23 protein-coding genes are annotated in these 25,039 nt (G+C 68.6%); 10 read left to right on the top strand and 13 right to left on the bottom strand.

From position 1 onward, the window contains the following. Positions 1–144: 144 nt before the first annotated feature. Both ffh and AC07SQ_RS17845 read left to right on the top strand, forming a co-directional pair. Positions 145–1,539 carry a signal recognition particle protein gene (ffh, locus tag AC07SQ_RS17850; RefSeq protein ID WP_095743629.1) on the top strand — a complete coding sequence of 465 codons (1,395 nt, stop codon included), beginning with the start codon at positions 145–147 and terminating at the stop codon, positions 1,537–1,539. 47 nt (positions 1,540–1,586) lie between these two features. Beyond that, on the top strand, positions 1,587–1,922 hold the full coding sequence (locus tag AC07SQ_RS17845) for an ankyrin repeat domain-containing protein (RefSeq protein ID WP_495272339.1): 336 nt from the start codon (positions 1,587–1,589) through the stop codon (positions 1,920–1,922). A gap of 90 nt (positions 1,923–2,012) precedes the next feature. Here the strand turns inward: AC07SQ_RS17845 and mdoH are convergent, their stop codons facing one another. From mdoH to AC07SQ_RS17810, 7 genes are all read right to left on the bottom strand, one after another. Further along, positions 2,013–4,031, bottom strand: a complete 2,019-nt coding sequence (gene mdoH / locus AC07SQ_RS17840) for a glucans biosynthesis glucosyltransferase MdoH (RefSeq protein ID WP_495261927.1) — start codon at positions 4,029–4,031, stop codon at positions 2,013–2,015. Positions 4,032–4,039: 8 nt separating this feature from the next. Continuing rightward, positions 4,040–4,240, bottom strand: coding sequence for a hypothetical protein (locus AC07SQ_RS17835; RefSeq protein WP_082818265.1), 201 nt, complete (start codon positions 4,238–4,240; stop codon positions 4,040–4,042). A 193-nt stretch (positions 4,241–4,433) separates the two neighbouring features. Further along, complete coding sequence (locus AC07SQ_RS17830) at positions 4,434–5,822, bottom strand: sigma 54-interacting transcriptional regulator (RefSeq protein ID WP_139703030.1); 1,389 nt, start codon at positions 5,820–5,822, stop codon at positions 4,434–4,436. Continuing rightward, positions 5,819–6,427 carry a hypothetical protein gene (locus AC07SQ_RS17825; RefSeq protein WP_307583079.1) on the bottom strand — a complete coding sequence of 203 codons (609 nt, stop codon included), beginning with the start codon at positions 6,425–6,427 and terminating at the stop codon, positions 5,819–5,821. The genes AC07SQ_RS17830 and AC07SQ_RS17825 overlap by 4 nt, the downstream gene beginning before the upstream one ends. Before the next feature lie 84 nt (positions 6,428–6,511). Further along, complete coding sequence (locus AC07SQ_RS17820; RefSeq protein ID WP_095743632.1) at positions 6,512–7,939, bottom strand: sensor histidine kinase; 1,428 nt, start codon at positions 7,937–7,939, stop codon at positions 6,512–6,514. Beyond that, positions 7,939–9,297, bottom strand: a complete 1,359-nt coding sequence (gene miaB, locus AC07SQ_RS17815) for a tRNA (N6-isopentenyl adenosine(37)-C2)-methylthiotransferase MiaB (RefSeq protein WP_369631269.1) — start codon at positions 9,295–9,297, stop codon at positions 7,939–7,941. Before miaB ends, AC07SQ_RS17820 begins: the two co-directional genes overlap by 1 nt. Before the next feature lie 89 nt (positions 9,298–9,386). Further along, positions 9,387–9,845 carry a hypothetical protein gene (locus tag AC07SQ_RS17810; protein WP_487848065.1) on the bottom strand — a complete coding sequence of 153 codons (459 nt, stop codon included), beginning with the start codon at positions 9,843–9,845 and terminating at the stop codon, positions 9,387–9,389. A 184-nt stretch (positions 9,846–10,029) separates the two neighbouring features. Here AC07SQ_RS17810 and AC07SQ_RS17805 point away from each other — a divergent pair, with 184 nt between their 5' ends. Together AC07SQ_RS17805 and AC07SQ_RS17800 are read left to right on the top strand one after the other, a co-directional pair. Further along, on the top strand, positions 10,030–11,253 hold the full coding sequence (locus AC07SQ_RS17805; RefSeq protein ID WP_495272340.1) for an efflux RND transporter periplasmic adaptor subunit: 1,224 nt from the start codon (positions 10,030–10,032) through the stop codon (positions 11,251–11,253). Then, positions 11,250–14,411 carry an efflux RND transporter permease subunit gene (locus AC07SQ_RS17800; RefSeq protein WP_495272341.1) on the top strand — a complete coding sequence of 1,054 codons (3,162 nt, stop codon included), beginning with the start codon at positions 11,250–11,252 and terminating at the stop codon, positions 14,409–14,411. Before AC07SQ_RS17805 ends, AC07SQ_RS17800 begins: the two co-directional genes overlap by 4 nt. Before the next feature lie 264 nt (positions 14,412–14,675). Here the strand turns inward: AC07SQ_RS17800 and AC07SQ_RS17795 are convergent, their stop codons facing one another. The 6 genes from AC07SQ_RS17795 to AC07SQ_RS17770 are packed head-to-tail and all read right to left on the bottom strand — an operon-like array spanning position 14,676 to position 18,916. Further along, a complete protein-coding gene (locus AC07SQ_RS17795) occupies positions 14,676–15,368 on the bottom strand; it encodes a Crp/Fnr family transcriptional regulator (RefSeq protein ID WP_495272342.1) in 693 nt (230 codons plus the stop codon). 45 nt (positions 15,369–15,413) lie between these two features. Beyond that, positions 15,414–16,064, bottom strand: coding sequence for a histidine phosphatase family protein (locus AC07SQ_RS17790; protein WP_070060094.1), 651 nt, complete (start codon positions 16,062–16,064; stop codon positions 15,414–15,416). 22 nt (positions 16,065–16,086) lie between these two features. Further along, positions 16,087–16,710, bottom strand: a complete 624-nt coding sequence (locus tag AC07SQ_RS17785; protein ID WP_159273899.1) for a DUF4136 domain-containing protein — start codon at positions 16,708–16,710, stop codon at positions 16,087–16,089. Positions 16,711–16,756: 46 nt separating this feature from the next. Beyond that, complete coding sequence (gene ttcA / locus AC07SQ_RS17780; protein ID WP_062477895.1) at positions 16,757–17,686, bottom strand: tRNA 2-thiocytidine(32) synthetase TtcA; 930 nt, start codon at positions 17,684–17,686, stop codon at positions 16,757–16,759. Between the two features lie 52 nt (positions 17,687–17,738). Further along, on the bottom strand, positions 17,739–18,116 hold the full coding sequence (locus AC07SQ_RS17775) for a dihydroneopterin aldolase (RefSeq protein ID WP_056576172.1): 378 nt from the start codon (positions 18,114–18,116) through the stop codon (positions 17,739–17,741). 14 nt (positions 18,117–18,130) lie between these two features. Continuing rightward, complete coding sequence (locus tag AC07SQ_RS17770; RefSeq protein ID WP_139703037.1) at positions 18,131–18,916, bottom strand: SDR family oxidoreductase; 786 nt, start codon at positions 18,914–18,916, stop codon at positions 18,131–18,133. Positions 18,917–18,958: 42 nt separating this feature from the next. On the opposite strand from AC07SQ_RS17770, the gene AC07SQ_RS17765 reads away from it, so the two are divergent. From AC07SQ_RS17765 to hisN, 6 genes are all read left to right on the top strand, one after another. Next, positions 18,959–20,071 carry a class I SAM-dependent methyltransferase gene (locus AC07SQ_RS17765; RefSeq protein ID WP_495272343.1) on the top strand — a complete coding sequence of 371 codons (1,113 nt, stop codon included), beginning with the start codon at positions 18,959–18,961 and terminating at the stop codon, positions 20,069–20,071. Positions 20,072–20,445: 374 nt separating this feature from the next. After that, entirely contained in the window at positions 20,446–21,345 is a 900-nt protein-coding gene (locus AC07SQ_RS17760; RefSeq protein WP_495272344.1) for a TauD/TfdA dioxygenase family protein, read from the top strand. A 31-nt stretch (positions 21,346–21,376) separates the two neighbouring features. Then, the gene (locus AC07SQ_RS17755; RefSeq protein ID WP_139705290.1) at positions 21,377–22,387 is read left to right on the top strand and encodes an ABC transporter substrate-binding protein; all 1,011 of its coding nucleotides are present in this window, start codon (positions 21,377–21,379) and stop codon (positions 22,385–22,387) included. A 100-nt stretch (positions 22,388–22,487) separates the two neighbouring features. Next, positions 22,488–23,291: an ABC transporter ATP-binding protein gene (locus tag AC07SQ_RS17750; RefSeq protein ID WP_495272496.1), complete on the top strand. Its 804-nt coding sequence runs from the start codon at positions 22,488–22,490 to the stop codon at positions 23,289–23,291. Next, the gene (locus AC07SQ_RS17745; RefSeq protein ID WP_495272345.1) at positions 23,288–24,157 is read left to right on the top strand and encodes an ABC transporter permease; all 870 of its coding nucleotides are present in this window, start codon (positions 23,288–23,290) and stop codon (positions 24,155–24,157) included. Before AC07SQ_RS17750 ends, AC07SQ_RS17745 begins: the two co-directional genes overlap by 4 nt. Positions 24,158–24,256: 99 nt before the next feature. After that, positions 24,257–25,033 (top strand): histidinol-phosphatase, encoded by a 777-nt coding sequence (gene hisN / locus AC07SQ_RS17740; RefSeq protein WP_495272346.1) that lies wholly within the window; start codon positions 24,257–24,259, stop codon positions 25,031–25,033. Positions 25,034–25,039 lie beyond the last annotated feature (6 nt).

The raw sequence follows: 25,039 nt of genomic DNA, 5'->3' as shown, positions 1-25,039 counted from the left end.
CGTCCCCCGGCTTCGCGCACGTCGCGTCGCTTCGCCCACCCCCTCCCGGGGGCACCCCCCGCGAGAGAGCGGGCCCACATACCGCTTCCAGGTTTTCACGACTTTCCATCGGTCCGCTGCCGCGGACAACAAGGTATTTCCTTCATGGCCACCGCCCTCACCGAAAAGTTCTCCCGCCTCGTCAAGACGATGAGCGGCCAGGCGCGCATCACCGAAAGCAACGTGCAGGACATGCTGCGCGAGGTGCGCATGGCGCTGCTGGAGGCCGACGTGGCGCTGCCCGTGGTGCGCGACTTCGTCGCTCGCGTGAAGGAGAAGGCGCTCGGCCAGGAAGTGCTGGGCTCGCTCAAGCCGGGCCAGGCGCTGGTCGGCATCGTCAACCGCGAACTCGCCGCGACCATGGGCGAGGGCGTGTCGGACATCAACCTCGCGGCCCAGCCGCCGGCCGTGATCCTCATGGCCGGCCTGCAGGGCGCCGGCAAGACCACCACCACCGCCAAGCTGGCCAAGCACCTGATCGAGAAGCGCAAGAAGAAGGTGCTCACCGTGTCGGGCGACGTGTACCGCCCGGCCGCCATCGAGCAGCTCAAGACCGTGACCAAGCAGGCCGGCGCCGAGTGGTTCCCGAGCACGCCCGATCAGAAGCCGCTGGACATCGCACGCGCCGCGCTCGACCACGCCAGGCGTCACTACTTCGACGTGCTGCTGGTCGACACGGCCGGCCGCCTCGCGATCGACGAAGTGCTGATGACCGAAATCAAGCAGCTGCACGCCGAGCTCGATCCGGTCGAAACCCTGTTCGTGGTCGATGCCATGCAGGGCCAGGACGCGATCAACACCGCCAAGGCCTTCAAGGAAGCGCTGCCCCTCACCGGCATCATCCTGACCAAGACCGACGGCGATTCGCGCGGCGGCGCGGCGCTGTCGGTGCGCCAGGTGACGGGTGTGCCGATCAAGTTCGCCGGCGTGAGCGAGAAGATCGACGGCCTCGAGGTGTTCGATGCCGAGCGCCACGCGGGCCGCATCCTGGGCATGGGCGACATCGTCGCGCTGGTCGAGCAGGTCACGGCCGGCGTCGACGTGGCGGCGGCGCAGAAGCTGGCCGCCAAGGTCAAGAGCGGCGCGGGCTTCGACCTGAACGACTTCCTCGGCCAGCTGCAGCAGATGAAGCAGATGGGCGGCCTCTCCAGCCTGATGGACAAGCTGCCGCAGCAGATGGCCGCCAAGGCCACCGAGGCCGACATGACCCGCGCCGAGCGCGACATCCGCCGCAAGGAAGGGATCATCCAGAGCATGACCCCGCTGGAGCGCCGCAAGCCCGAGCTGCTCAAGGCCACGCGCAAGCGCCGCATCGCGGCCGGCGCCGGCGTGCAGGTTCAGGAAGTGAACCGCCTGCTCAACGAGTTCGAGCAGATGCAGGGCATGATGAAGAAGATGAAGGGCGGCGGCCTGATGAAGATGATGAAGAAGATGGGCGGCATGAAGGGCATGGGCGGGATGCCCGGCATGGGCGGAGGCGGCGGCAAGCTGCCGTTCTGAGCCCGGCCGCTCGACGCATGCATATATAAGAGGCGCGCAGCCCAGCCATGTCCGCAGGCGACTGGAAAGAGCTCTACCAGGGCGCGCTGACCGGCGATCTCGACCTGGTGCGCTATCACATCGGTGCGGGCGTGAATCCGAACTACCAGCACCCCGAGATCCTGTGCACACCGCTGGTGGCCAGCCTGGTCCAGGGGCACGGCGAGATCGCCAGCTACCTGCTGGACCACGGCGCCGATCCGAACCTGCTGTCTGAATTCGACGGGCTCACGCCGCTGCAGGCCGCCCGCAAACACGGCCGCGAGGCGCTCGTCACGGCGCTGGTGGCGCGCGGCGCCCGCGCACCCCGTCCGCCGTTCTGGCGCCGCTGGCTGCCCTTCTGAGATATCGATGCGCATGGCGCACCGCCCAGCAAAAAGCCCGCCGAAGCGGGCTTTTTCTTTGGAGCGATCAGCCGCAGGGCGGCGATCGCATCAGGCCGTGGCCAGTGCTGCCGGGCGCGCCAGGCGCAGCGCATGCATCCAGGCGCGGCGCAGCACGGCGGGCGAGCGCGATTCCTCGGGAATCAGCAGGAAGCCGCGGTCGCGCAGCGTGGTGCCCAGCGCGATCTGGCTGGTCAGCACGGTCAGCGGAATGGCCAGCAGCAGCGGCAGGCCGACGGGCATGAGCCAGATGAGGGCGCTCGGGTCGATCATGGCGACGCCGACGGCCAGCATGGCGATCACCAGCGTCATGGGGGCCAGCTGCGAGGCAGCGACCTTCCACGGCACGGCGTTGGCTTCACGCGGGGGCGACTTCCAGTCGAGCTTGATGCCGGTGAGGGCGACGAGCACGAACAGCGAGTGGGCCAGCATGCGCACCGGAGCCTGCACGATGGCCAGGCCGGCTTCGAGCACCGAGCTCTTCACCAGGCCCCACACGCCGCCGTACTGGCGTTGTTCGCCGCGCATCAGCACAGCGGCGATGCCCAGCACGCGCGGCAGGAACAGCAGGCACAGGGTCCAGACCCACAGGCCGGCCAGTTCGGCGGGCAGCACGTTCCAGCTCGACACGAGGCTCGAGCCGCTCAGCCACAGGGCGGTGCCCAGCGTCAGGAAGGCGAGCCACAGCGGGGCCGAGACATACGCCATGGTGCCGGTCACGAACATCGCGCGGTGCACCGGGTGAATGCCGGGCTCGGCCATCAGGCGGGCGTTCTGCAGGTTGCCCTGGCACCAGCGGCGGTCGCGTTGCAGCTCGGCCAGCAGGTCCGGCGGTTGCTGCTCGTAGCTGCCGACCAGGTCGGACACCAGCCACACGTGGTAGCCGGCGCGGCGCATCAGCGCGGCTTCGACGAAGTCGTGCGACATGATGCCGCCCGACATGCCGCCGGTGCCCTTGATGGGGGCCAGCGCGCAGTGCTTCATGAAGGCTTCGACGCGGATGATCGCGTTGTGGCCCCAGTAGTGCGACTCGCCGAGCTGCCAGAACTGCATGCCCAGCGTGAACAGGCGACCCGTCACGCGCGAAGCGAACTGCTGGGCGCGGGCGTGCAGCGTGACGTGGCCGATGGCCTGCGTCGCGGTCTGGATGATGCCAGCGGTGGGGTTGGCTTCCATCAGCTTGACCATCGAGGCCAGGCAGTCGCCGCTCATCACGGAGTCGGCGTCGAGCACGACCATGTAGCGGTAATCCTTGCCCCAGCGGCGGCAGAAGTCGGCGACGTTGCCGGCCTTGCGGTGCGTGCGGCGGGTGCGCAGGCGGTAGTACACCTCGACCTGCGGCTGGTTCGGGCTCTCGGCCAGCGCAGCGCGCAGATCTTCCCAGGCGGCGCGCTCGGCGGCGGCGGTCTCGGGGTTGTAGCTGTCGGACAGCACGAACACGTCGAACTGCTTGGCGTGGCCCGTGGAGGCAACCGATTCGCAGGTGGCGCGCAAGCCGGCGAACACGGTGGCCACGTCCTCGTTGCAGATCGGCATGATGATCGCGGTGCGTGCCTCGGGGTTCATCGGGTGGTGGGCCACCTGTTTCGCCGAGAGGGCGTGCTTGTCACCGCGCACCGAGACATAGAAGCCCATGAGCGCGGTCACGAAGCCGGTCACGACCCAGCCCGAGAGCAGGCCGTACAGGCCGATCTGGCCGTATTCGAGCCAGACGTTGTCGTAGTCGGGTTGCACGCTGGCGAACAGCGACGACGCGATCACGGTGCTCAGCAGCGTGAGCAGCATGAAGGCGAGGCGGCGCTGGCCGGCGGCGCGTTCCCAGGCCTGCGGGGCCGGGGCGGCCTGCTTGGCGGCGGGGGCGCTGTCGGCGTTGCGGCCGGCGCCCAGGCGCACGAGCAGCGCGGTGCCGAGGCTGTTCCAGAAACCGCGCCAGGGGCGCGGGGCCATGGAACCGCGGTTGACCGGCGGTGCGGTCACGGCGTTGGGGTGGCGTTCCTCGCGCAGCGCGCTGCGGCGTGCGAAATCGGATTCGGCGAGGACGTTGAGGTGGGAGAAGTCGTTCGGCTTCATCGGTTCATTCACCAACGTTGCTTGTCGAGGGGGGTGTCGCCAATGGCCGGAAGGCGCTTGAAGACGCAGTCCGTGGCGGCGCCGCCGACGCCGGAGAGCGCGGTCAGCGAATGGCCCGCGGCACGGGGCCGCGAGGAGGAAAACTGCTTTTGACGCAGGCCGTCGCGCTGCGGACGCAGTGCGAAAGATGGGCTGGTAAGTGCTGTCATGTCAGTACAGGGGCAAACCCTGTGCCAGCCTGGAAAAACGCTTTAAAATCAACGACTTGGCGCGATTCGAAACCGTTTTCCGTGGGGGAGGGGCCTGCCGGGCCCTCGAAACCCCCGTTTTTGTCGCCGAATCCCGACAAGCCGGGGAGGCCCTCGGGAAACAGCCTTTCAAATCAACGACTTAGGCCTGTCGCTACTCGGCGACAGGGTCGCCACCGGGAGCGACAACGTCGGCCTTGAAGTTGCCTGGCGTGAGTTCGTGCTTCTGCAGCAGGCGGTAGAACTCGGTGCGGTTGCGGTCGGCCAGGCGGGCGGCGTCGGCCACGTTGCCGTCGGTCAGCTTGAGCAGGCCGACGAGGTAATCGCGCTCGAAACGCTGCTTGGCCTCGGCGTAGGTGAGCACCTCCACGCTCGGCACGCGCAGCGCGCGCTGCACCAGCGCCAGCGGGATCAGCGGCGAGCCCGACAGCGCGCAGACCTGCTCCACCACGTTGTAGAGCTGGCGCACGTTGCCCGGCCACGCGGCGGTGGTCAGCGCCTTCAGCGCCTCGGGCGCGAAGCCCGAGAGCCGCTTGCCGTACTTGGTCGACAGCTTCTGCAGGAAGTGGTTGGCCAGGAGCGGGATGTCTTCGCGCCGCGCCGACAGCGGCGGCAGCGTGAGCGTCACCACGTTCAGGCGGTAATAGAGGTCTTCGCGGAACTGGCCGGCTTCCATCGCGGCGTCGAGGTCGCGGTGGGTGGCCGAGACGATGCGCACGTCGACCTCGATCGACTGGCTCGCGCCCAGCGGGCGCACCGCGCGCTCCTGCAGCACGCGCAGCAGCTTGACCTGCAGCGCGGGCGGCATGTCCCCGATTTCGTCGAGCAGCAGCGTGCCGCCGTCGGCCTGCTGGAACAGGCCTTTGTGGTTCGCGTGGGCGTCGGTGAAGGCGCCCTTCATGTGGCCGAACAGCTCGGACTCGAGCAGCGCCTCGGGAATGGCGCCGCAATTGACCGCCACGAAGGGCTTGTCGGCGCGCGCGCTGGCCTTGTGGATGGCGCGCGCCAGCAGCTCCTTGCCGGCGCCGGAGTCGCCGCGCAGCAGCACGGAGGCGTCCGACTTGGCGACCATGCGCGCCTCGGCCAGCAGCTCGGCCATGCGGTTGCTGCGGCTCACGATTTCCGAACGCCAGCTGTCGTCGCCGGTCTTGCTCGGCGTGGCCGCCGGAGCGCCGAGCGCCAGCGCCTGCGCGATCTTCTCGAGCAGTTCGCGCGCGTCGTAGGGCTTGGTGAGGTAGGTGAACACGCCGCGCGCCGTGGCCTCGACCGCGTCGGGAATCGTGCCGTGCGCGGTCAGCAGGATCACCGGCAGCGTCGGGTGGCGCTTGCGGATCTCGTCGAACAGCTGCAGGCCGTCGCGCCCGGGCAGGCGCACGTCGCTGAGCACCAGTTGCGGGTGCTCGATCTCGAGCTGCGTGAGCGCGGTCTCGGCCGAAGTGACGGCCGTGACCTGGTAGCCCGCCGACACCAGCCGCATCGAGAGCAGCCGCAGCATGTCCGGGTCGTCGTCGACCACGAGGAGGCGGGCACCAGCTGTACTCATGGGTTGGATCTGCTTCCGTTGGAGGGCGTGGGGGCCGGCGTGTTGGGCCGGGCGAAGCTGCGCTCGATGGCGCGCAGCGCCTCGATGCGCTCGTTGAGCTGGTCGATGCGGCGCTGGCTGTCGCGCAGCTGCTGCACCTGCTTGTCGCGGTCGTCTTCGACGCGGCGCTGCTCCACATAGCGCGCCGCCAGCGCCCGCGCGAGCGGATGCAGTGGCTGCGCCTCGGGCGCGGGGTTGGCGATCACGCGCTGCAGCAGGCCCAGCGCGCGCGCCAGGTCGGCCGGCACGCGGGTCTGTGCGAGCAGGATCGCCAGCTGCATCTGCGCCGCGGGCGTTTCGCCCTGTTCGCCGACGCGCGCGATTTCCGCACTCAGGTCGGCGCCGCCCAGCGGGCGCACCTTGTCGGCGTAGGCCAGCATGGCCGTGAGAGGGCCTTGGGTGAGCTGCGTGAAGAGCGAGGCCGGCTGCGTGGCCGGCGCGCGGGGCTCGGCTTCGACCGGCACCACGCGCGGCGCGGCCACGGGCGGCGGCAGCGCGTCGGCTTCGGCCGGCGGCTTGGGCTGGGAGGCGCAGGCTGCCAGCAACAGGGCGCATGGCACGGCCATGGCCCTGGCGAAGGTGGATCTGCGGACGAACGAAAGGAACATGGGTCGAAAAAGCGCGGGGCGGTGTGGGTGGGGTGTCCGGGGTCAGGTCGTGCGCGGCAGTTCGATGCGAAAGCGTGCACCGGGGCCGTCCGGCAGCAGGGCGATGCGGCCCCCATGGGCTGCAATGTACTCCTGCACGATGGAAAGTCCGATGCCGGTGCCTTTCACCGTGTGCTCTGGCTGGCGCTCGCCGCGGAAGAAGGGTTCGAAGATGCGGTCGCGGTCGTTCACGGCAATGCCGGGGCCGGCGTCGCACACGTCGATGTGCACCGCCTCGGGCGTGCCCGACACGGCCAGCGTGATTACGCCGCCGGCGGCCGAGAACCGGATCGCGTTCGACAGCAGGTTGGCGATGGCGGTGCCGAGCTTGGTGCGGTCGACCGTGAGGGCGATCGGCTCGCCCTCGGCGCGCACGCGCAGGCCGTGCGCCTGCCACTGCAGGCGCTGGGCCTCGATCTGCTCCTCGATCAGCGGCAGCAGCTCGGTGCGCTCGCGGCGCAGTTCGCGCGCCTCGAAGGCGGCGGCGTTGAAGCGCAGCAGCGCCTCGATCTGGTTCTGCAGCGACACGGTGTTCTGCTGCAGGATCTGCGCGACCTCGAGCTGCGCCGGGTTCAGCGGGCCGGTCACGCCGTCCTCGAGCAGCGACACGCCTTCGCGCAGCGCCGCCAGCGGCGTCTTCAGTTCGTGCGACACGTGGCGCAGGAAGCGCGCCTTGTCGGCGTCGAGTTCGGTCAGGCGCAGGCGCAGCCATTCGAGCTGCTGCGACACGCGCCGCACGTCGGCCGGGCCGCGGATGTCGATCGGCTCGTCGAGGCGGTTCTGGCCCAGGCCGACGATGGCGTTCTCGAGCCGCTTGAAGGGGCGCGCCAGCCAGATGCCGAAGGCCAGCGCCAGCGACACGGCCAGCACGCTGGCGGCGACCACCTCGCGCATCAGCCGGCGGCGTGCGTTCTCGATGCGCTTGGCCAGCGCGTCGTTCTGCGTTTCGATCAGGAACTGCGCCTGCTGGGCGATGTTGGTGTTGAGCGCGTCGAGTTCGCGGAACTGCATCGCCATCGTGCTCTCGCGCGCCAGGGCGCTGTCGGGGCTGCCGCCGAGCAGCCCTTCGATCACGCCGAGCTGGCTGCGCCACATGTCGATGCCGGCGGCCGGCAGGCCGTTGCGTTCCAGGCGCTCCAGCACCTGGTGGGCTTCGCGCGCCGCCTCGTCGAAGCGGCGGCGCAGCACGGCGTCGTTGAGCACCAGCGACTGGCGTCCCGCGCGTTCCATGGCCGCGCTGCGCTCGGCCAGCGACTGCGAGGCGCCCGACAGGCGCAGCGCGCGCGCGGCGGCGTCGCGGCTTTGCGTGACGAGCGCGTCGTACTGCAGCACCGAGCGCAGCGCCACGCCGACCAGCAGCGCGGTGATCAGCAGGAAGGCGAACAGCAGGAGCTGCTGGAACGAGCCCCGGACGGATGGACGTTTCGCCATCAGTGGGCGAGCGCCGTGGCGGCAGCCAGGGCCGATTCGCGCGTGACCACTTCGCCGCGCAGCGTGTAGGCCAGCGAGCGGGTGATGCGCAGGTCGGCCATCTGGCCCACGAGGCGGGCGTCGCCTTCGAAGTTGACGACGCGGTTGCAGGCGGTGCGGCCCATGAGTTCGTTCGCGTCCTTGCGCGAGGCGCCCTCGACCAGCACGCGCTGCGTGCTGCCCACCAGCGCATCGCCGAAGCGGCGCACGTTGCCGTCGATCACGCGCTGCAGCGTCTGCAGTCGCGCCAGCTTCACCTCGTGCGGCGTGTCGTCCTGCAGCGCGGCGGCGGGCGTGCCGGGGCGCGGGCTGAAGATGAAGCTGAAGCTGTTGTCGAACTGGCAGTCGTCGATGAGCTTCATCATCTTGTCGAAGTCGGCGTCGGTCTCGCCGGGGAAGCCGACGATGAAGTCGCTGGAAAGGGCCAGGTCGGGGCGGATGGCGCGCAGCTTGCGCACCGTGCTCTTGTATTCCATGGCCGTGTAGCCGCGCTTCATGGCCATGAGGATGCGGTCGCTGCCGTGCTGCACCGGCAGGTGCAGGTGCGAGACGAGTTGTGGCACCTTGGCGTAGGCCTCGATGAGCCGCGGCGTGAATTCGTTCGGGTGGCTCGTGGTGTAGCGGATGCGCTCGATGCCGGGGATCTCGGCCACATACTCGATGAGCAGCGCGAAGTCGGCGATTTCGGCGGTGTCGCCCATCTTGCCGCGGTAGGCGTTCACGTTCTGGCCCAGCAGCGTGATCTCGCGCACGCCCTGGTCGGCCAGGCCGGCGATTTCCACCAGCACGTCGTCGAGCGGGCGGTTCACTTCCTCGCCGCGGGTGTAGGGCACCACGCAGTAGCTGCAGTACTTGGAGCAGCCTTCCATGATCGACACGAAGGCGGTCGCGCCTTCCACGCGCGCGGGCGGCAGGTGGTCGAACTTCTCGATCTCGGGGAAGCTGATGTCCACCTGCGGGCGGTCCAGGCGCTCGCGGTCGTTCAGCATCTCGGGCAGGCGGTGCAGCGTCTGCGGGCCGAACACGATGTCGACGTACGGCGCGCGCGCGATGATGGCCTGGCCTTCCTGGCTCGCCACGCAGCCGCCCACGCCGATCTTCACGCCCTTGGCCTTCAGGTGCTTCACGCGGCCGAGGTCGGAGAACACCTTCTCCTGCGCCTTCTCGCGCACCGAGCAGGTGTTGAACAGGATGAGGTCGGCCTCGTCCACGTTCTGCGTGGGCTCGTAGCCCTGGGCGGCGTGGAGCACGTCGGCCATCTTGTCCGAGTCGTACTCGTTCATCTGGCAGCCGAAGGTCTTGATGAATACTTTTTTCATGGGGAGCTCTCTGTGCCCTTCGCAAAGAGGAAGGGCTGCGAGGCGCGCGTGGCGCCCGCGGATTTTTGCTTGCTTGCGGCCCGGCCGCGTTACTGCGTGTTCAGCGTGTCGTTCGAGACGAACGGCCAGATGTTCAGGAACGGCTTGTTCAGCGATTCGCGGCTGGCCATGGCCTCGTCGGGCGTCAGGATCCAGACTTCGCGCAGCAGCCCGGCGGCGTCGCGCGTGTAGTTCACGAGGTACTTCTGGCCGACGATGGCGCCGGGCATGACCAGCATGTTCTGCGGGCTGCGGATGCGCGCGCCGGCGCCCAGGCGGTCGGCCCGGCCGTCGAGCTCGACGTCGGGGGCGCTGGTCACCATGAACTTGCCGCGCAGCGTGCCGATGGGGAAGTTGCGCCCGCCATTGAGCGACTCGTTCTGGGTCTGCGGACGGGGCACCTCGTCCTGGGCGCTGGCGTGGAGGGAGAAAAGACCTGCGGCGCCGGCAAGGGCTGCGCAAAGGGCGAGGGAGGTGAGTGTTTTCGTGGGTGTCTTGCAGCGGTTCATGGGGTATATCCAGAGGCTGTGGACCGGCGATTTTAGCGAGGGGGTGTTTTCCCTCATACCGGGTGCAGCGGGTGGTGCGGGGGCTTTGCGTCGGCCTGCTTTACATTTCTTTACGGCGCCCATGAACACTGCGCGTCGGCCACTGCTCCAATAGCTGCTGTCAGCCCAAAGTGCACAAGAACCCATGAAGAAATCTGCCGCCTTCGCCCTCGCGGGCGTGTTGATCGTAGCCGTCGCGGGCGGCTGGTGGCGCATGTCGGGCGATCGGCCCGTCACGAAGGACACGAAGGATGCCAAGCCCGCGAACGCCGGGCCTCCCGCCGCGCTGGTCACGCTGGCCACGGCCGAGAAGCAGGACGTTCCGGTGACGGTGCAGGTCAACGGCAGCGTGGTTTCGCTCAACAGCGTCGACCTGCGTCCGCAGGTCACCAACACCGTGAGCGCGGTGCACGTCAAGGAAGGCCAGTTCGTGAAAGCAGGGCAGCTGCTCTTCACGCTGGACGACCGCAACGACCAGGCCAACCTGGCCCGCGCCCGGGCCCAGCAGCAGAAGGACGAGGCCACCATGGCCGACCTGGAGCGCCAGTACAAGCGCAGCCAGGACCTGGTGGCACAGAACTTCATTGCCAAGAGCGCGGCCGACGCCACGCTGTCGCAGCTCCAGGCGCAGCGCGCCGCCGTCGCGGCCGATCGCGCGGCCGTGCAGTCGGCGCAGGTGGCGCTGGGCTATGCCACGCTGCGCGCGCCCATCGCGGGGCGCATCGGCGCCGTCAACATCTACCCGGGCACGCTGGTGCAGCCCACGCTGTCGCTGGTCACCATCACCCAGCTCGACCCCATCGCCGTGAGCTTCCCCGTGCCCGAAGGCAACCTGCAGGACCTGCTGGCCGCGGCGCGCACGCGCGCCAAGGTCGAGGCGCTGGTCACGGGCCGGCGCGAGCCGCTGTTCGGCACGCTCGACTTCGTCGACAACACGGTCGACCCGCAGATCGGCACCGTGCGCGCCAAGGCCGTGTTCGCCAACGCCGACCAGAGCCTGTGGCCCGGCCAGTTCGTCAACACGCGCATCACGGTCCGCATGCTCAACGGCGTCACGGTGGTGCCGGCCGCGGCGCTCATGATGCTGTCCGACGGCGCCACGCTGTACGTGGTCGATGCCGAGCGCAACGCGGCACGTCGCCAGGTCAAGGTGCTCCACACCTTCGGCACCAAGGTGGCCGTGAGCGGCGTGACGCCCGGCGAGCAGGTCGTGATCGAAGGCAGCCAGAACGTGCGCCCGGGTGGCAAGGTGCGCATCGACGTGAAGGCGCCGGCCGGGCCGGGTGGTGCCCCCGCCAACGGCACCACGGGCGTCACGCCCGGCAGCGCCGCTTCGTCGGATGTTCAGCCGGCACGAGAACGCGCATGAACATTTCAGAGCTCTGCATCCGCCGTCCGGCGATGACGGTGCTGCTGTCGGCGGCCGTCGTGGTCATCGGCATCTTTGCGTACTTCAGCATCCCGGTCGCGGCGCTGCCGAGCTACAACACGCCGGTCATCAACGTCAACGCGCAGCTGCCGGGCGCCAGCCCCGACACCATGGCGAGTTCGGTCGCGCTGCCGCTCGAAAAGCAGTTCTCGACCATCCCCGGCCTGCAGACCATCAGCTCGGTGAACACCCAGGGCGTGACCTCGCTCACGCTCGAATTCGTCAGCAGCCGCGACATCGACGCCGCCGCGGTCGACGTGCAGGCCGCGCTGCTGCGCGCCCAGCGCCAGCTGCCGCAAGAATTGACGCAGCTGCCTTCGTACCGCAAGGTGAACCCGGCCGACGCGCCGGTGCTGTTCATCGCGCTGATCTCGCCGTCGATGAACCCGTCGGAGCTCAACGACTACGCCGAGAACCTCATTTCGCCCACGCTCTCGACCATCGACGGCGTGGCGCAGGTGGGCGTGTACGGGCGCAAGGCCTTCGCGGTGCGCATCAAGGCCAACGCCGACCTGCTCAACGCGCGCAACATCACGCTCGACGAGCTGGCCAAGGCGGTGAACTCGGCCAACGCCAACACGCCGGTCGGCACGCTCGACGGCCCGCGCCAGACGCTCACCATCCAGGCCAACCGCCAGCTCATGAAGGCGGCCGACTTCGCCAAGCTGATCATCGCGCAGCGCAACGGCGCGCCGGTGCGGCTGGACGAAGTGGCCACGCTCGAAGACAGCTTCGAGTCGGTCAAGACCGCCAGCAGCTTCAACGGGCAAGACTCGATTTCGCTGGCCGTGCAGCGCCAGCCCAATGCCAACACCGTGCAGGTGGTGGACGCGGTGCGTGCGCTCATCCCGCGCTTCAAAGCCGAGCTGCCGCAGTCGGTCGAGATCCAGATGGTCAACGACCGCTCGATCTCGATCCGCGAGGCGGTGCACGACGTGCAGCTCACGCTGCTGGGCACCATCGCGCTGGTGGTGCTGGTGATCTTCCTGTTCCTGCACCGGCTGGTGGCCACGCTGATTCCGGCAGCCACCATTCCGATCTCGCTGATCGGCGCCGTGGCGCTGCTGTATGCCTTCGGCTACAGCCTGGACAACGTCTCGCTGCTGGGCATCACGTTGGCCGTGGGCCTGGTGGTGGACGACGCCATCGTGGTGCTCGAGAACATCATGCGCTACGTCGAGAAGGGCATGGAGCCGATGGCCGCCGCGCTGCGCGGCGCGCGCGAGGTGGGCTTCACCATCGTGTCGATTTCCATCTCGCTGGTGGCCGTGTTCATCCCGATCTTCTTCATGCCGGGCGTGATCGGCCTCTTGTTCCACGAGTTCGCCGTGGTGGTGGCGCTGGCGGTGCTGGTGTCGGCCGTGGTGTCGCTCACGCTCGTGCCGATGCTCGCGAGCCGGCTGCTCAGGCACGTGCCGCGCAAGGCCGGCGCGCTCGACCACGAGGAAGAACACCCCGAGCCCGGCACGGCGATCGGCCGCGCCTTCGAGCGCGGCTACCGCGCGGTGCATGGCGGCTACATGCGCACGCTCGACTGGACGCTGGGGCACCGCGCGCTGATGCTGGTCATGGCGGGGCTGACCTTCGTCGTCACGGCCTGGCTCTTCATCAGCATTCCCAAGGGCTTCTTCCCCGAGGAAGACATCGGCCAGATCCAGATCACCACCGAGGCGGCCGAAGACATTTCGTTCACCGCCATGAAGGCGCTGCAGGACCGCGTGGCTGCCGCGCTCAAGGCCGATCCGAGCGTGGACTACGTGAGCTCCTTCGTCGGCGTGGGCGGCCCGACCGCCACGCAGAACTCGGGCCGGCTGTTCGCGGTGCTCAAGCCGCGCAGCGAGCGCCCCAAGATGGCCAAGGTGCTCGAGTCGCTGCGCCAGCGCTTCCGCGAGATCCCGGGCATTGCCGTGTACATGCAGCCAGTGCAGAACCTGCGCCTGGGCGGGCGCCAGAGCAAGGCGCGCTTCCAGTACACGCTGCAGAGCGTCAATGCCGGCGAGATGGTGCCGTGGTCGACCCGGCTCATGGAGCGCATGCGCGCCGACCCCGACTTCCGCGACGTGACCAGCGACTCGCAGAACCGCGGCCTGCAGGCCACGCTGGAGATCGACCGCGACAAGGCCGGCGTGCTCGGCGTGGCCGTGGGCGACCTGCGCACCGCGCTGTACAACGCGTACGGCGACCGCCAGATCGGCAGCATCTACGGCGCCAGCAACACCTACCAGGTCATCCTGTCGGCGGCCGACAGCGACCGCCAGTTCGAGGAAGACGTGGCACGCCTGTCGGTGCGCAGCACCACCGGCAAGCTGGTGCCGCTGTCGGCCTTCTCGACCGTCAAGCGCACCGTGGGGCCGACCTCGGTCAACCACCAGGGCCAGCTGCAGGCGGTGACGGTGTCGTTCAACCTCGGCCCCGACGTGCCGCTGGGCAACGCGACCGCGAAGATCGACCGCTTCAAGGAAGAGCTGAAGATGCCGCAGTCGATCATCACGACCTACGGCGGCGACGCGGCGGTGTTCCAGAGCTCGCAGGGCAGCCAGGCCGTGCTGCTGGTGCTCGCGGTGCTGGTCATCTACGTGCTGCTGGGCGTGCTGTACGAGAGCTACATCCACCCGCTGACGATTCTGGCGGGCCTGCCCTCGGCGGCGGTGGGGGCGCTCATTTCGCTGAAGCTCTTCGGCTTCGACCTCACGCTGATCGCGACCATCGGCATCCTGCTGCTGATCGGCATCGTGAAGAAGAACGCGATCATGATGATCGACTTCGCCCTGGACGCGCAGCGCACCGAGGGCATGAAGCCGGTCGATGCGATCCGCGAGGCCTGCCGGCTGCGCTTCCGTCCGATCCTGATGACCACGCTGGCCGCGCTGATGGGCGCGCTGCCGCTCGCGCTGGGCCTGGGTGCCGGCGCCGAGCTGCGCCAGCCGCTGGGCGTGGCGGTGGTGGGCGGGCTGATCTTCTCGCAGGTGATCACGCTGTACATCACGCCCGCGATCTACCTGGCGCTCGACCGCTACAGCGGCAGCGGGCCGATGGTGGAGCTGCCGGGCGAGGCGAAGGCCGAGGCTGCGGCGGGGCACGCGGCCTCGCACGCCTGAGGGCGATTCAAATCACGCGCCTGACGGCGATTCAAAAGATGCCGGATGGCCATGAGCGTGAGCCACCCGGCCAGGAAGGACTTGTGCAGTCCCGCGTTGCGCCACACCCGGACCATCGCCCATTGAAGGCGCTCCGGCCTCTCTCCTCAACGGCTCTCTCCATTCCCTCCGCCGCTGCTCTTCCCATGTGTGTGACGGGATGAATGATCGCGAGGGGGTGAGGGTGTCGACGGTATCCAGCGATACAGGAAGCGGGCTTTTTCCTTACGGTGTCGCGTCGCGGAAACGATGCAGGGCTGGCGCATTCGGGATGCTGACCTGCCGGGCCCGCGTTTCAATGAGCCCTTCTCTCGCCAGCGCATTCAACGTGCGCGTGACCGTGACGCGGCTCAGGGCCGTCATGGCGCCGATCTGCTCGTGCGTCAGATCCACGGTGAGTTGTTTCGGTGCCTGCGCCGATGGCGGGCGTGCCACCCGCAGCAGCAAGTCGATGACCCGCTCCTTGGGCGCCGCCGAGGCCACCCCGGCGAGCTTGGCGACGATCATGTGGTTCTTGAAGCCGAGCAGCTGGATCAACGAGGTCGCGAGCTCGGGCAGCGCCGAAAACTGCTGCGCAACATCTGCCGGTCGATAGCGGCTGAGAACGGCCGGCGCAACCGCCCGGGTCGTCGTCGGCCGGGGGCTGTCGGCAAACGCCGGGCCTTCGCCGAAGATCGCGCCCGGCCCGAAGATCTCGAGCAGGAACTCCGCGCCGTTGCTTCGGTGGATCGTGGAATGCACGAAGCCCGATCGCAAGAGATAGAAGTAGTCGTGCCGTTCGCCTTCGCGCGCAATGGTGTCGCCGGCCTCCAGGGTGACGAAGCTTCCCAGGTGCGTGGCGTCGATCCACGGCGCGGACAGCGACTGGGAGGCGTCCCAGCTGGCGTAGGCCGAGGGCGTGGGGTTCGTTCTTTTCATGGGAGCGTCTTGCCCGGGGCGAAGAAAGGCAAGCGGCTCACCCCACTAGGTCGTGGTCTCGTCCAGCGGCGCGTCCGTCGCCAGGTGGGCGATGTCGCTCCAGCCGACGAGGCTGAAGCCCTCGGGCGTCCACAGCATGCGGTTGATGGCCGCGTTGCCGAGCTGCCAGGTGCGCGGCGCCTGCAGCTCCTGGCGCGTGGCGGCGCGGTAGAGCACGTCCATCACGCCGCCGTGGGCCACCAGCACCACCAGCTGGCCCGGGTGGCGCGCGGCGATGGCCGAGGCGGTGCCTGTCACGCGGTCGCGAAAGGTCAGCAGGCTTTCGCCGCCGCCTTCGGGCTCGAACTCGGGGTCGCGCTCGCGCCAGCGGCGCGCGTCCTCGGGCAGCGTGGCCTCGATCTCGGCGAAGCTCATGCCCTCGAAGCGGCCGAAGGCGCGCTCGCGCAGGCCCAGGTCGGGCTGCACCTCGAGGCCGTGGGGCTCGGCGATGGCCTGGGCGGTCTGCCAGGCGCGCGAGAGGTCGCTGGCATAGACCGCCGCGATCGGCTCGTCGGCCAGCGCCTGCCCGGCGCGCTGCGCCTGCCAGAGCCCGGTGGCATTGAGGCCGATGTCGAGGTGGCCCTGGATGCGGGTGTCGACGTTCCAGGCGGTCTCGCCGTGGCGCACGGCGATCAGGCGGGTGAGATTGGCTTCCATCCGTCCGAATTCTAGAAGTGCGTCATTTCCTGGCGGCCGGTGTGAGCTCGATGTTCACGCGGCGCTCGCCCGGCGGCGGGTTCGGAAAGCCTTGCAGCGCGGCCTCGAACATCACCGGCAGGATCGCCGCGCTCGAACTGTAGGGGCCGTCGTTGCGCGCGCGGGTCTCGTACACCACGCGGTGGCTGCCGCCCGCCTCGCGCAGCACGAGGCTCACCTCGCGCTGGTACCAGGGGTTGGCCGGCGGCGTGAACATCGGGCCGCCGTACCAGCCGCTGCCATACCAGCGGTGGCCGTAGTAGCCGCCGTAGCCGTAGCCCCAGGGGCCGGGCCCGTACAGCCACGGATCGGCCCAGGGCGACAGCGCCGCCGTGACGCGCGCGCCGATCTGCGCCGTGTACTGCGGCCTTGTGTCGTCGCGGCGCAGGCCGACCTTGTCGAGCGCGGCCGCGGCCATGGCCTCCAGGCCTTCCTGGCGCGCCGTGTCGGCCTGCTGCGAAGGCAGGCGCTCGAAGCGGTAGGTGGCGCCGGGCGGCACGGTCGTGCCCGGCGTGGCAAAGCTCTTGACGTTGCTGTCGACCACCCAGGAGGTGGCGCAGCCGCTCAGGGTTGCTACCAAAAATAGAGCTGAAAATGCACGATACATAAGGGTCTCCGGGCCAAGTGCCCTAAATTCCCCTGGGTTGCCCGAGTCAGCCCTGGACGATGCGCAGGGCGGAGGGTGCCTGGGAGAGCAGGTCGAAAGCGGGCGTGTCGAAGGCCTTGTCGCCGTTCTCGTCGGCCACGCCCGTCGCCTTCAGACCCTGGAAGTCGTGCAGCGTTCCGTCCAGCAGGTGCGAAGGCACGACGTTCTGCAGCGCGGTGAACATGTTCTCCACGCGGCCGGGGTACTTCTTGTCCCACTCGCGCAGCATCTCGCCGACCTGCTTGCGCTGCAGGTTCTCCTGGCTGCCGCACAGCGTGCAGGGAATGATCGGGAACTCGCGGTGTTGGGCCCAGCGCACGGTGTCCTTTTCGGCCACGTAGGCCAGCGGACGGATCACGATGTGCTTGCCGTCGTCGCTCACCAGCTTGGGCGGCATGCTCTTCAACTTGCCGCCGAAGAACATGTTGAGGAAGAAGGTCTGCAGCATGTCGTCGCGGTGGTGGCCCAGCGCGACCTTGGTGGCGCCCAGCTCGTCGGCCACGCGGTACAGGATGCCGCGGCGCAGCCTGCTGCACAGGCCGCAGGTGGTCTTGCCCTCGGGGATCACGCGCTTGACGATGCTGTAGGTGTCCTGGTTCTCGATGTGGAAGGCCACGCCGAGCTCGCTCAGGTACTTGGGCAGCACCTCTTCGGGAAAGCCGGGCTGCTTCTGGTCGAGGTTGACCGCGACGATGTCGAAGTGGATGGGCGCGCGCGCCTTCATCTTGAGCAGGATGTCGAGCAGCGCGTAGCTGTCCTTGCCGCCCGAGACGCACACCATGACCTTGTCGCCCTCTTCGATCATGTTGTAGTCGACGATGGCCTGGCCGACCTGGCGGCACAGGCGCTTCTCGAGCTTGTGCGTCTCGCGTTCGATCTTCAGCGAGTTGGAGGGCGCACCGGCTTCGGGCGTATCGTCGATCCAGACGGCGTTCATTGGGGGGCTACTTCGGGCAAATCAGGGGAAAGACCCCCGATTTTGCCTTGGATCACCATTCCCCGGCTTCGATGCGGATGGCAACTTCGCAGTCGTCGAAGATTTCGAGCTTGGCGATCTTCACGCGCACGCCCCGCACGCCGGGCAGTTGCAGCAGGCGCTGCGCGAGCTTGCCGATCAGGCTTTCGAGCAGGTTGACGTGCTCGGCAGTGCACTCGTCGATGATGATGCGGCGCACCTTGCGGTAGTCCAGCACGTGGAAGATGTCGTCGTCCTGCGGCAGCAGCGGCTGCGGGCCGAGGTTGAGCTCGGCGTCCACCAGGATCGGCTGCGGCGCGGTCTTTTCCTGCTCCAGGATGCCCAGGTTGGCGTCGAAGCGCAGGCCCTGGAGGGTGAGTGTCTGGTGGCCGTGCGGTGTGTTCGTGGACATGGTGGTGGTGCTCGTCACATGAGCGAGAAGTCGCGCTCGAATTTCATGAGGTGCTGGCCGCCGTCGACGAGCAGCGTGGTGCCGGTGATCGAGCTGTTTTCCAGCGCGAACTTCACGGTGGCGGCCACGTCTTCCGATGTGGACGAGCGGCCCAGCGGCGACAGCTTGTGCAGCTGCGCGAACTTGTCGTCGTCGAGCATGTGGCTCGCCAGCGTGAGGCCGGGTGCCACGCCCACCACGCGCACGCGCGGCGCCAGCGCCAGCGCGAGCATGGGGGTGGCGGCTTCGAGTGCGGCCTTGGAGAGCGTGTAGCTCAGGAAGTCGGGGTTCGGGTTCCACAGCTTCTGGTCGAGCAGGTGCACCACGGCGCCGCCCTGCGCGTCGCGCCGGGCCAGGTGGTCGTGCAGCGCCTGCGCCAGCAGGATGGCCGCGCCGGTGTTGCTGCGCGCGTGGCGCTCCATGAGCGCGTAGCTGAAGCTGGCGGCGTCGTCGTGTTCGAAGAGGGCGGCGCTGTGCACCACGGCATCGACAGCGCGAAAGCGCGCCGCCACGCGCGGCAGCAGGGCGCGCGTGGCCTGTTCGTCGGCCAGGTCGGCCTCGAACAGCGCCGAGTCGCCCGAGCGCGCGGCGCAGTCGGCCACGGTCTGCTCGGCCTCGGCACGCGAGCTGCGGTAGTGCACGGCCACCTGCCAGCCGCCCGCGGCGAGCGCCAGCGCGATCTCGCGACCCAGCCGGCGGCCCGCGCCCGTGACGAGGACGGTGCGGCGGCGATCGGGGGAGGAGGGTGGGATGGCGCTCATTCGGAGGAAGAAAACAGAAGACAGGAAGAGGACAATGGCGCCGTGACGACGCCAACGACAAACAGTTTACCCATCGCCCTCGACCATCTGATTGCCCGCTCCGTCGAGCGCGCCGGCGGATGGATCGGCTTCGACCGCTTCATGGCCCTGGCCCTGTATGCGCCGGGGCTGGGCTACTACGCCAACACCTCGGCCAAGTTCGGCCACATGCCCTCATCCGGCAGCGACTTCGTGACCGCGCCCGAGCTGACGCCGATGTTCGGCCACACGCTCGCGGTGCAGGTGCTCGAGGCGCTGGAGAAGACCGGCACCGACACGGTGTGGGAGTTCGGCGCGGGCTCGGGGGCGCTGGCGGTGCAGCTGCTGCATGCGCTGGGCGAGATGGGGCGCGGCGATGTGCGCTATCGCATCGTCGACCTGTCGGGCACCTTGCGTGAGCGGCAGCAGCAGGCGCTGGCGGGGTATGCGGGGCGGGTCGAATGGCTCGGGGAGCTGCCTGAGTCCATGCAGGGCGTGGTGGTCGGCAATGAAGTGCTCGATGCGATGCCGGTGCAGTTGCTGGCGCGGGTGAAGGGGGCTTGGTTCGAGCGGGGGGTGGTGAGGAATCCGGCGGGGGATGGGTGGACGTGGGCGGACCGGCCGACGGATCTGCGGCCGCCGGTCGAGGTGCCTGGGGTGCACGACTACCTCACGGAGGTGCATCCGCAGGCGCAGGCGTTCATTGCGACGCTGGCGGATCGGCTCGGGAAGGGGGCGGCTTTTCTCATCGATTACGGGTTTCCCGAGGGCGAGTACTACCACCCGCAACGGCACATGGGGACAGTGATGTGCCATCGGGGGCATCAGGCGGATGGCGATCCTCTGTCGGAGGTGGGGTACAAGGACATCACGGCGCATGTGGACTTCACGGGGATTGCTGTGGCGGGGCAGGAGGCGGGGCTTGCTGTTCTTGGCTACACGAGCCAGGCGCGGTTTCTTTTGAACTGCGGGATGTTGGGGTTGATGGAGCAAGGGACCGTGGCGCAGCGGGGGATGGCGGCTCGGTTGATTCATGAGCATGAGATGGGGGAGTTGTTCAAGGTGGTGGGGTTTGCTGTGGGCGAACCTTGGGACGCCGTCGGGTTCTCTGAAGGGGATCGGAGTCATACGCTCTGACTGTTTGGGTTTTGGCTGGGTGTTTGCTTCCTGAGGCCGGGACTCGCCCCGGCGGGCGACTTACTTTCTTTTGCTTCGCCAAAAGAAAGTAAGCAAAGAAAAGGCGACCCCACTGTCTGCGACCCTTCGCTTCGCTGCGGGCAACCTGCGGTGCTCGCGTTTCGCGGGGTCTCGCAGAACTCGCTTCGCTCAAACAGCTGCGAGCCCTGATCCGCGAAACGCTGCGCTCCTCGGCGCAGCCAGAGGGGCTTGGATGCCGGGCGGGCCATCGCTGCGCTCGGCCCGGGGCTTGTGCTTTCAACGGAAAGAGTTGGTCATAAGCAAGCAACAAAGACTTCGTTGGGGAATGGAGGGCGCGCTTCTACATTCGCGGCATGACTGCCGTTCTTTCCCGCGCTACCCCCGCCGCAGAGGCGCCCGCGCAGCACTTCGAGGTGCGGCCTTTCGATGCGCCGGTCGGCGCGGAGATCGTCGGGCTCGACATCGCTGAGCCGATCAACGCCGCCGATTTCCAACGCATCCACCGCGCGCACCTGGACCACCACGTGCTGGTCTTTCGCGACCAGCGCATCACGCCCGCGCAGCACATCGACTTCAGCCGCCGCTTCGGGCCGCTCGAGATCCACGTGCTGCACCAGTTCCAGCTGAAGAACCACCCCGAGATCCTGATCGTCTCGAACATCAAGGAGAACGGCGAGCCGATCGGTCTCGGCGACGCGGGCGTGTACTGGCACTCCGACATTTCGTACAAGCCCAACCCCAGTCTGGGCTCGCTGCTGCACGCGCAGGAGCTGCCGAGCGAGGGCGGCGACACGCTGTTCGCCGACCAGCACCTGGCATGGGAGGCGCTGCCTACCGAGCTGCAGCAACGCATCCTGCCGCTGAAGGCGGAGCACAGCTACCTCGCGAAGTACGAGGAACTGCGTGCGAAGAACCCGTGGCGGCCGAAGCTTTCACAAGCGCAGATCGATCAGGTCGCTCCCGCCGTGCAACCCGTGGTGCGCACGCACCCGGAGACGGGGCGCAAGGCGCTGTTCGTCAGCGAGCACTTCACGACGCGCATCGTCGGCCTGCCGCAGGATGAGAGCGATGCGCTGCTGGCCAAGCTGTTCGCGCACAGCGTGAAGCCCGAGTTCGTGTACCGCCACGCGTGGGCGCCGCACGACCTGGTGTTCTGGGACAACCGCTCGCTGATGCACCTCGCGGCAGGCACGCCCGACCACCTGCGCCGCCGGCTCAACCGCACCACCATCGTGGGCGACACGCCGTTCTGATTTCTTTTCTTTCCCTTTTCCGGACTTTCCAATGAACCGCTTCACCCGCCGCGCCGCCGCGCTCGTCACCGGCCTCGGCCTTCTCGCCGGCAGCCTGGCCGCGCACGCCGAAGGGCAGATTCGCATCGCCGAGCAGTTCGGCATCGTCTACCTGCTGCTCAACGTGGCGCAGGAGCAGAAGCTGATCGAGAAGCACGCGAAGGCCGCGGGGGTGGATGCGAAGGTGGAATGGGTCAAGCTCTCGGGCGGCTCGGCGGTGAACGACGCGCTGCTGTCGGGCAACATCGAGATCGCGGGTGCGGGCGTGGGGCCGCTGCTCACGCTGTGGGACCGCACCAAGGGCAAGCAGAACGTGAAGGGCGTGGCCTCGCTGGGCAACTTCCCGTACTACCTGGTGAGCAACAACCCGAACGTGAAGTCGATCGCCGACTTCACGGACAAGGACCGCATCGCGCTGCCCGCCGTGGGCGTGTCGGTGCAGTCGCGGGTGCTGCAGATCGCGTCGGCCAAGCTGTGGGGCGACAAGGAGTTCAATCGGCTCGACAAGATCAGCGTGGCGCTGCCGCACCCCGATGCGGCGGCGGCGATCATCAAGGGCGGCACGGAGATCACGGGGCACTTCGGCAATCCGCCGTTCCAGGAGCAGGAGCTCGCGGGCAATCCGAACGCGCGCATCGTGCTGAACTCGTACCAGGTGCTGGGCGGGCCGTCGTCGGCCACGGTGCTGTACGCGACGGAGAAATTCCGCAACGAGAACCCCAAGACCTACAAGGCCTTCGTCGATGCGCTCGACGAGGCGGCGAAGTTCGTCACGGCCAACCCCGAGAAGGCGGCCGACATCTACCTGAAGGTGAGCAACGCCAAGCTCGACCGCGAGCTGCTGCTCAAGATCATCAAGAACCCCGAGGTGCAGTTCAAGACCGCGCCGCAGAACACTTACGTGTTCGCGGAGTTCATGCACCGCGTGGGCGCGATCAAGAACAAGCCGGCGTCGGTGAAGGACTATTTCTTCGACGACGCGCACACGGCTTCGGGGAACTGACGCGATGCTGTCCCGGCTCGAGCGCCTGGCGGGGCCGCCCGCCGCGGCCTTCCTCGGCGGCAGCGTGGCACCGCAGCGGCCGGCCCGGCGGCGCGGCGTGGTGGCCACGGGCGACGCGGCACCGCTGTACGTGCACGAGGCGCTGCTGCAGGTCGAGGGCGTCAGCCTCGAGTACCGCACGCCCGAACGCGTGGTGCGCGCCACGCACCGCGTGAGCTTCGACGTGCATGCCGCCGACCGCTTCGTGCTGCTCGGGCCCTCGGGCTGCGGCAAGTCGACGCTGCTCAAGGCGGTGGCCGGGTTCATCCCGCCGGTCGAGGGCGAGATCCGGCTCGACGGCCGGCGCGTGACGCAGCCGGGGCCCGATCGCATCGTCGTGTTCCAGGAGTTCGACCAGCTGCCGCCGTGGAAGACGGTGAAGCAGAACGTGATGTTCCCGCTGCTCGCATCGCGCACGTTGGGGCGCAAGGAGGCGGCCGAGCGCGCGCTGCATTACCTGGACAAGGTGGGCCTCTCGAAATTCGCCGACGTGCACCCGCACCAGCTCTCGGGCGGCATGAAGCAGCGCGTGGCGATTGCGCGTGCGCTGGCGATGCAGCCGCGCGTGCTGCTGATGGACGAGCCCTTCGCCGCGCTCGACGCGCTCACGCGCCGCCGCATGCAGCAGGAGCTGCTCGAGCTGTGGGACGAGGTGCGCTTCACGCTGCTGTTCGTCACGCATTCGATCGAGGAAGCGCTGGTGGTCGGCAACCGCGTGGCGCTGCTGTCGCCGCATCCGGGGCGCATGCGCGCCGAACTCAACAGCCACGGTTACTCGCTGGACAGCCTGGGCGGCGCCGACTTCCAGGCGACCGCGCGGCGCATCCACGACATGCTGTTCGAGGAAGAACAGGGCACCCCATGAGCACCCTGACGCCACCCATCCGTCCCGAATACGAACGCACACTCGAGCCCTTCACCGAGCTGCCGGTCGAACGCGCGCTGCCGCTGACCACGCGCCTGGCCTCGCACACCTGGCTGCGCAAGGGCCTGATCCTTGCCGTCATCGCCGTGCTGTGGGAGCTGGCGGCGCGCTGGCAGGACAACGACCTGCTGCTGCCCACCTTCACCGCCACCGCCCGCGCGCTGGCCGAGGGGCTGGCCAGCGGCGAGCTGGTCGAGAAGGTGCGCATCTCGCTGGCCGTGCTGCTGCAGGGCTACCTCGCGGGCGTGCTGCTGGCCTTCGGGCTCACGACGCTGGCCGTGTCCACGCGCATCGGGCGCGACCTGCTGGACACGCTGACCTCGATGTTCAACCCGCTGCCCGCGATCGCGCTGCTGCCGCTGGCGCTGCTGTGGTTCGGGCTGGGCCGCGGCAGCCTGGTGTTCGTGCTGATCCATTCGGTGCTATGGCCGCTGGCGCTCAACACGTACGCGGGCTTCCAGGGCGTGCCCGAGACGCTGCGCATGGCGGGGCGCAACTACGGGCTGAAGGGGCTGCGCTACGTGCTGCAGATCCTGGTGCCGGCCGCGCTGCCGTCGATCCTGTCGGGACTGAAGATCGGCTGGGCCTTTGCCTGGCGCACGCTGATCGCGGCCGAGCTGGTGTTCGGCGCCTCGTCGGGCAAGGGCGGGCTGGGCTGGTACATCTTCCAGAACCGCAACGAGCTGTACACCGACCGCGTGTTCGCCGGCCTCGCGCTGGTGGTGCTGATCGGCCTGCTGGTGGAAAGCCTGGGCTTTCGCACGCTGGAGCGGCTCACGGTGCGGCGCTGGGGCCAGCAGCGCTAGCCCGCAGGTGAAGGGGCCGGGCGCACGAATGCCCCGGCGATGGCGCAAGGGCCGTGGGCTCGGGTCTAATCGCAGCTTTTGGCACGCGTTCTCCTTCCCATGAGCTCTTCCGCCCCCGACCTTTCCGCGATCGCCGGTGCGCTGGCCGATGCGGCCGCCGCCCAGTCGATGCGCTACTTCCGCACGCCACTGGACATCATCACCAAGGCCGACGAAAGCCCGGTCACGCTGGCCGACCGCGCCGCCGAGACGGCGATGCGCGAGATCCTCGGCGCACGCGTGCCCACCGACGGCATCTTCGGCGAGGAGCACGGCCCCGAGCGCCTCGATGCCGACCGCATCTGGGTGCTCGACCCGATCGACGGCACGCGCAGCTTCATCACCGGCTCGCCGCTGTGGGGCACGCTCATCGGCGTGCTGCAGGGCGGGCGCGTGGTGTTCGGCATGGTCGACATGCCGGTGCTGAAAGAGCGCTGGATCGGTGAGGCCGGCAAGGGCGCCACGCGCGACGGCCAGCCCGTGCGCGTGAGCGGCTGCACCGAGATCGCCAAGGCCCGCATCGTCACCACCTCGCCCGACATCTTCTCGCCGGCCGACTGGAGCGCCTTCGACCGCCTGAGCCGCCAGTGCGCGATGCGCCGCTTCGGCGGCGACTGCTACGGCTACGCGCAACTCGCGGGCGGCACCATCGACCTCGTGGTCGAGACGGGGCTGCAGCCCTACGACTTCCTGGGCCCGGCGGGTCTGATCGAGGCCGCGGGCGGCGTCGTCACCGACTGGGAGGGCCGGCCGCTGGGGCTGAACGCCGACCAGCGCGTGATCGCGGCCGCCACACCCGAACTTCACCGACAAGCCCTGGCCGTACTGGCCGCCTAGACTGTC

This window comes from Variovorax sp. GW821-FHT06D12, from assembly GCF_059419205.1.
Note: the sequence above shows the minus strand (reverse complement) of the source record. Positions and strands in the feature narration are given on the sequence as shown.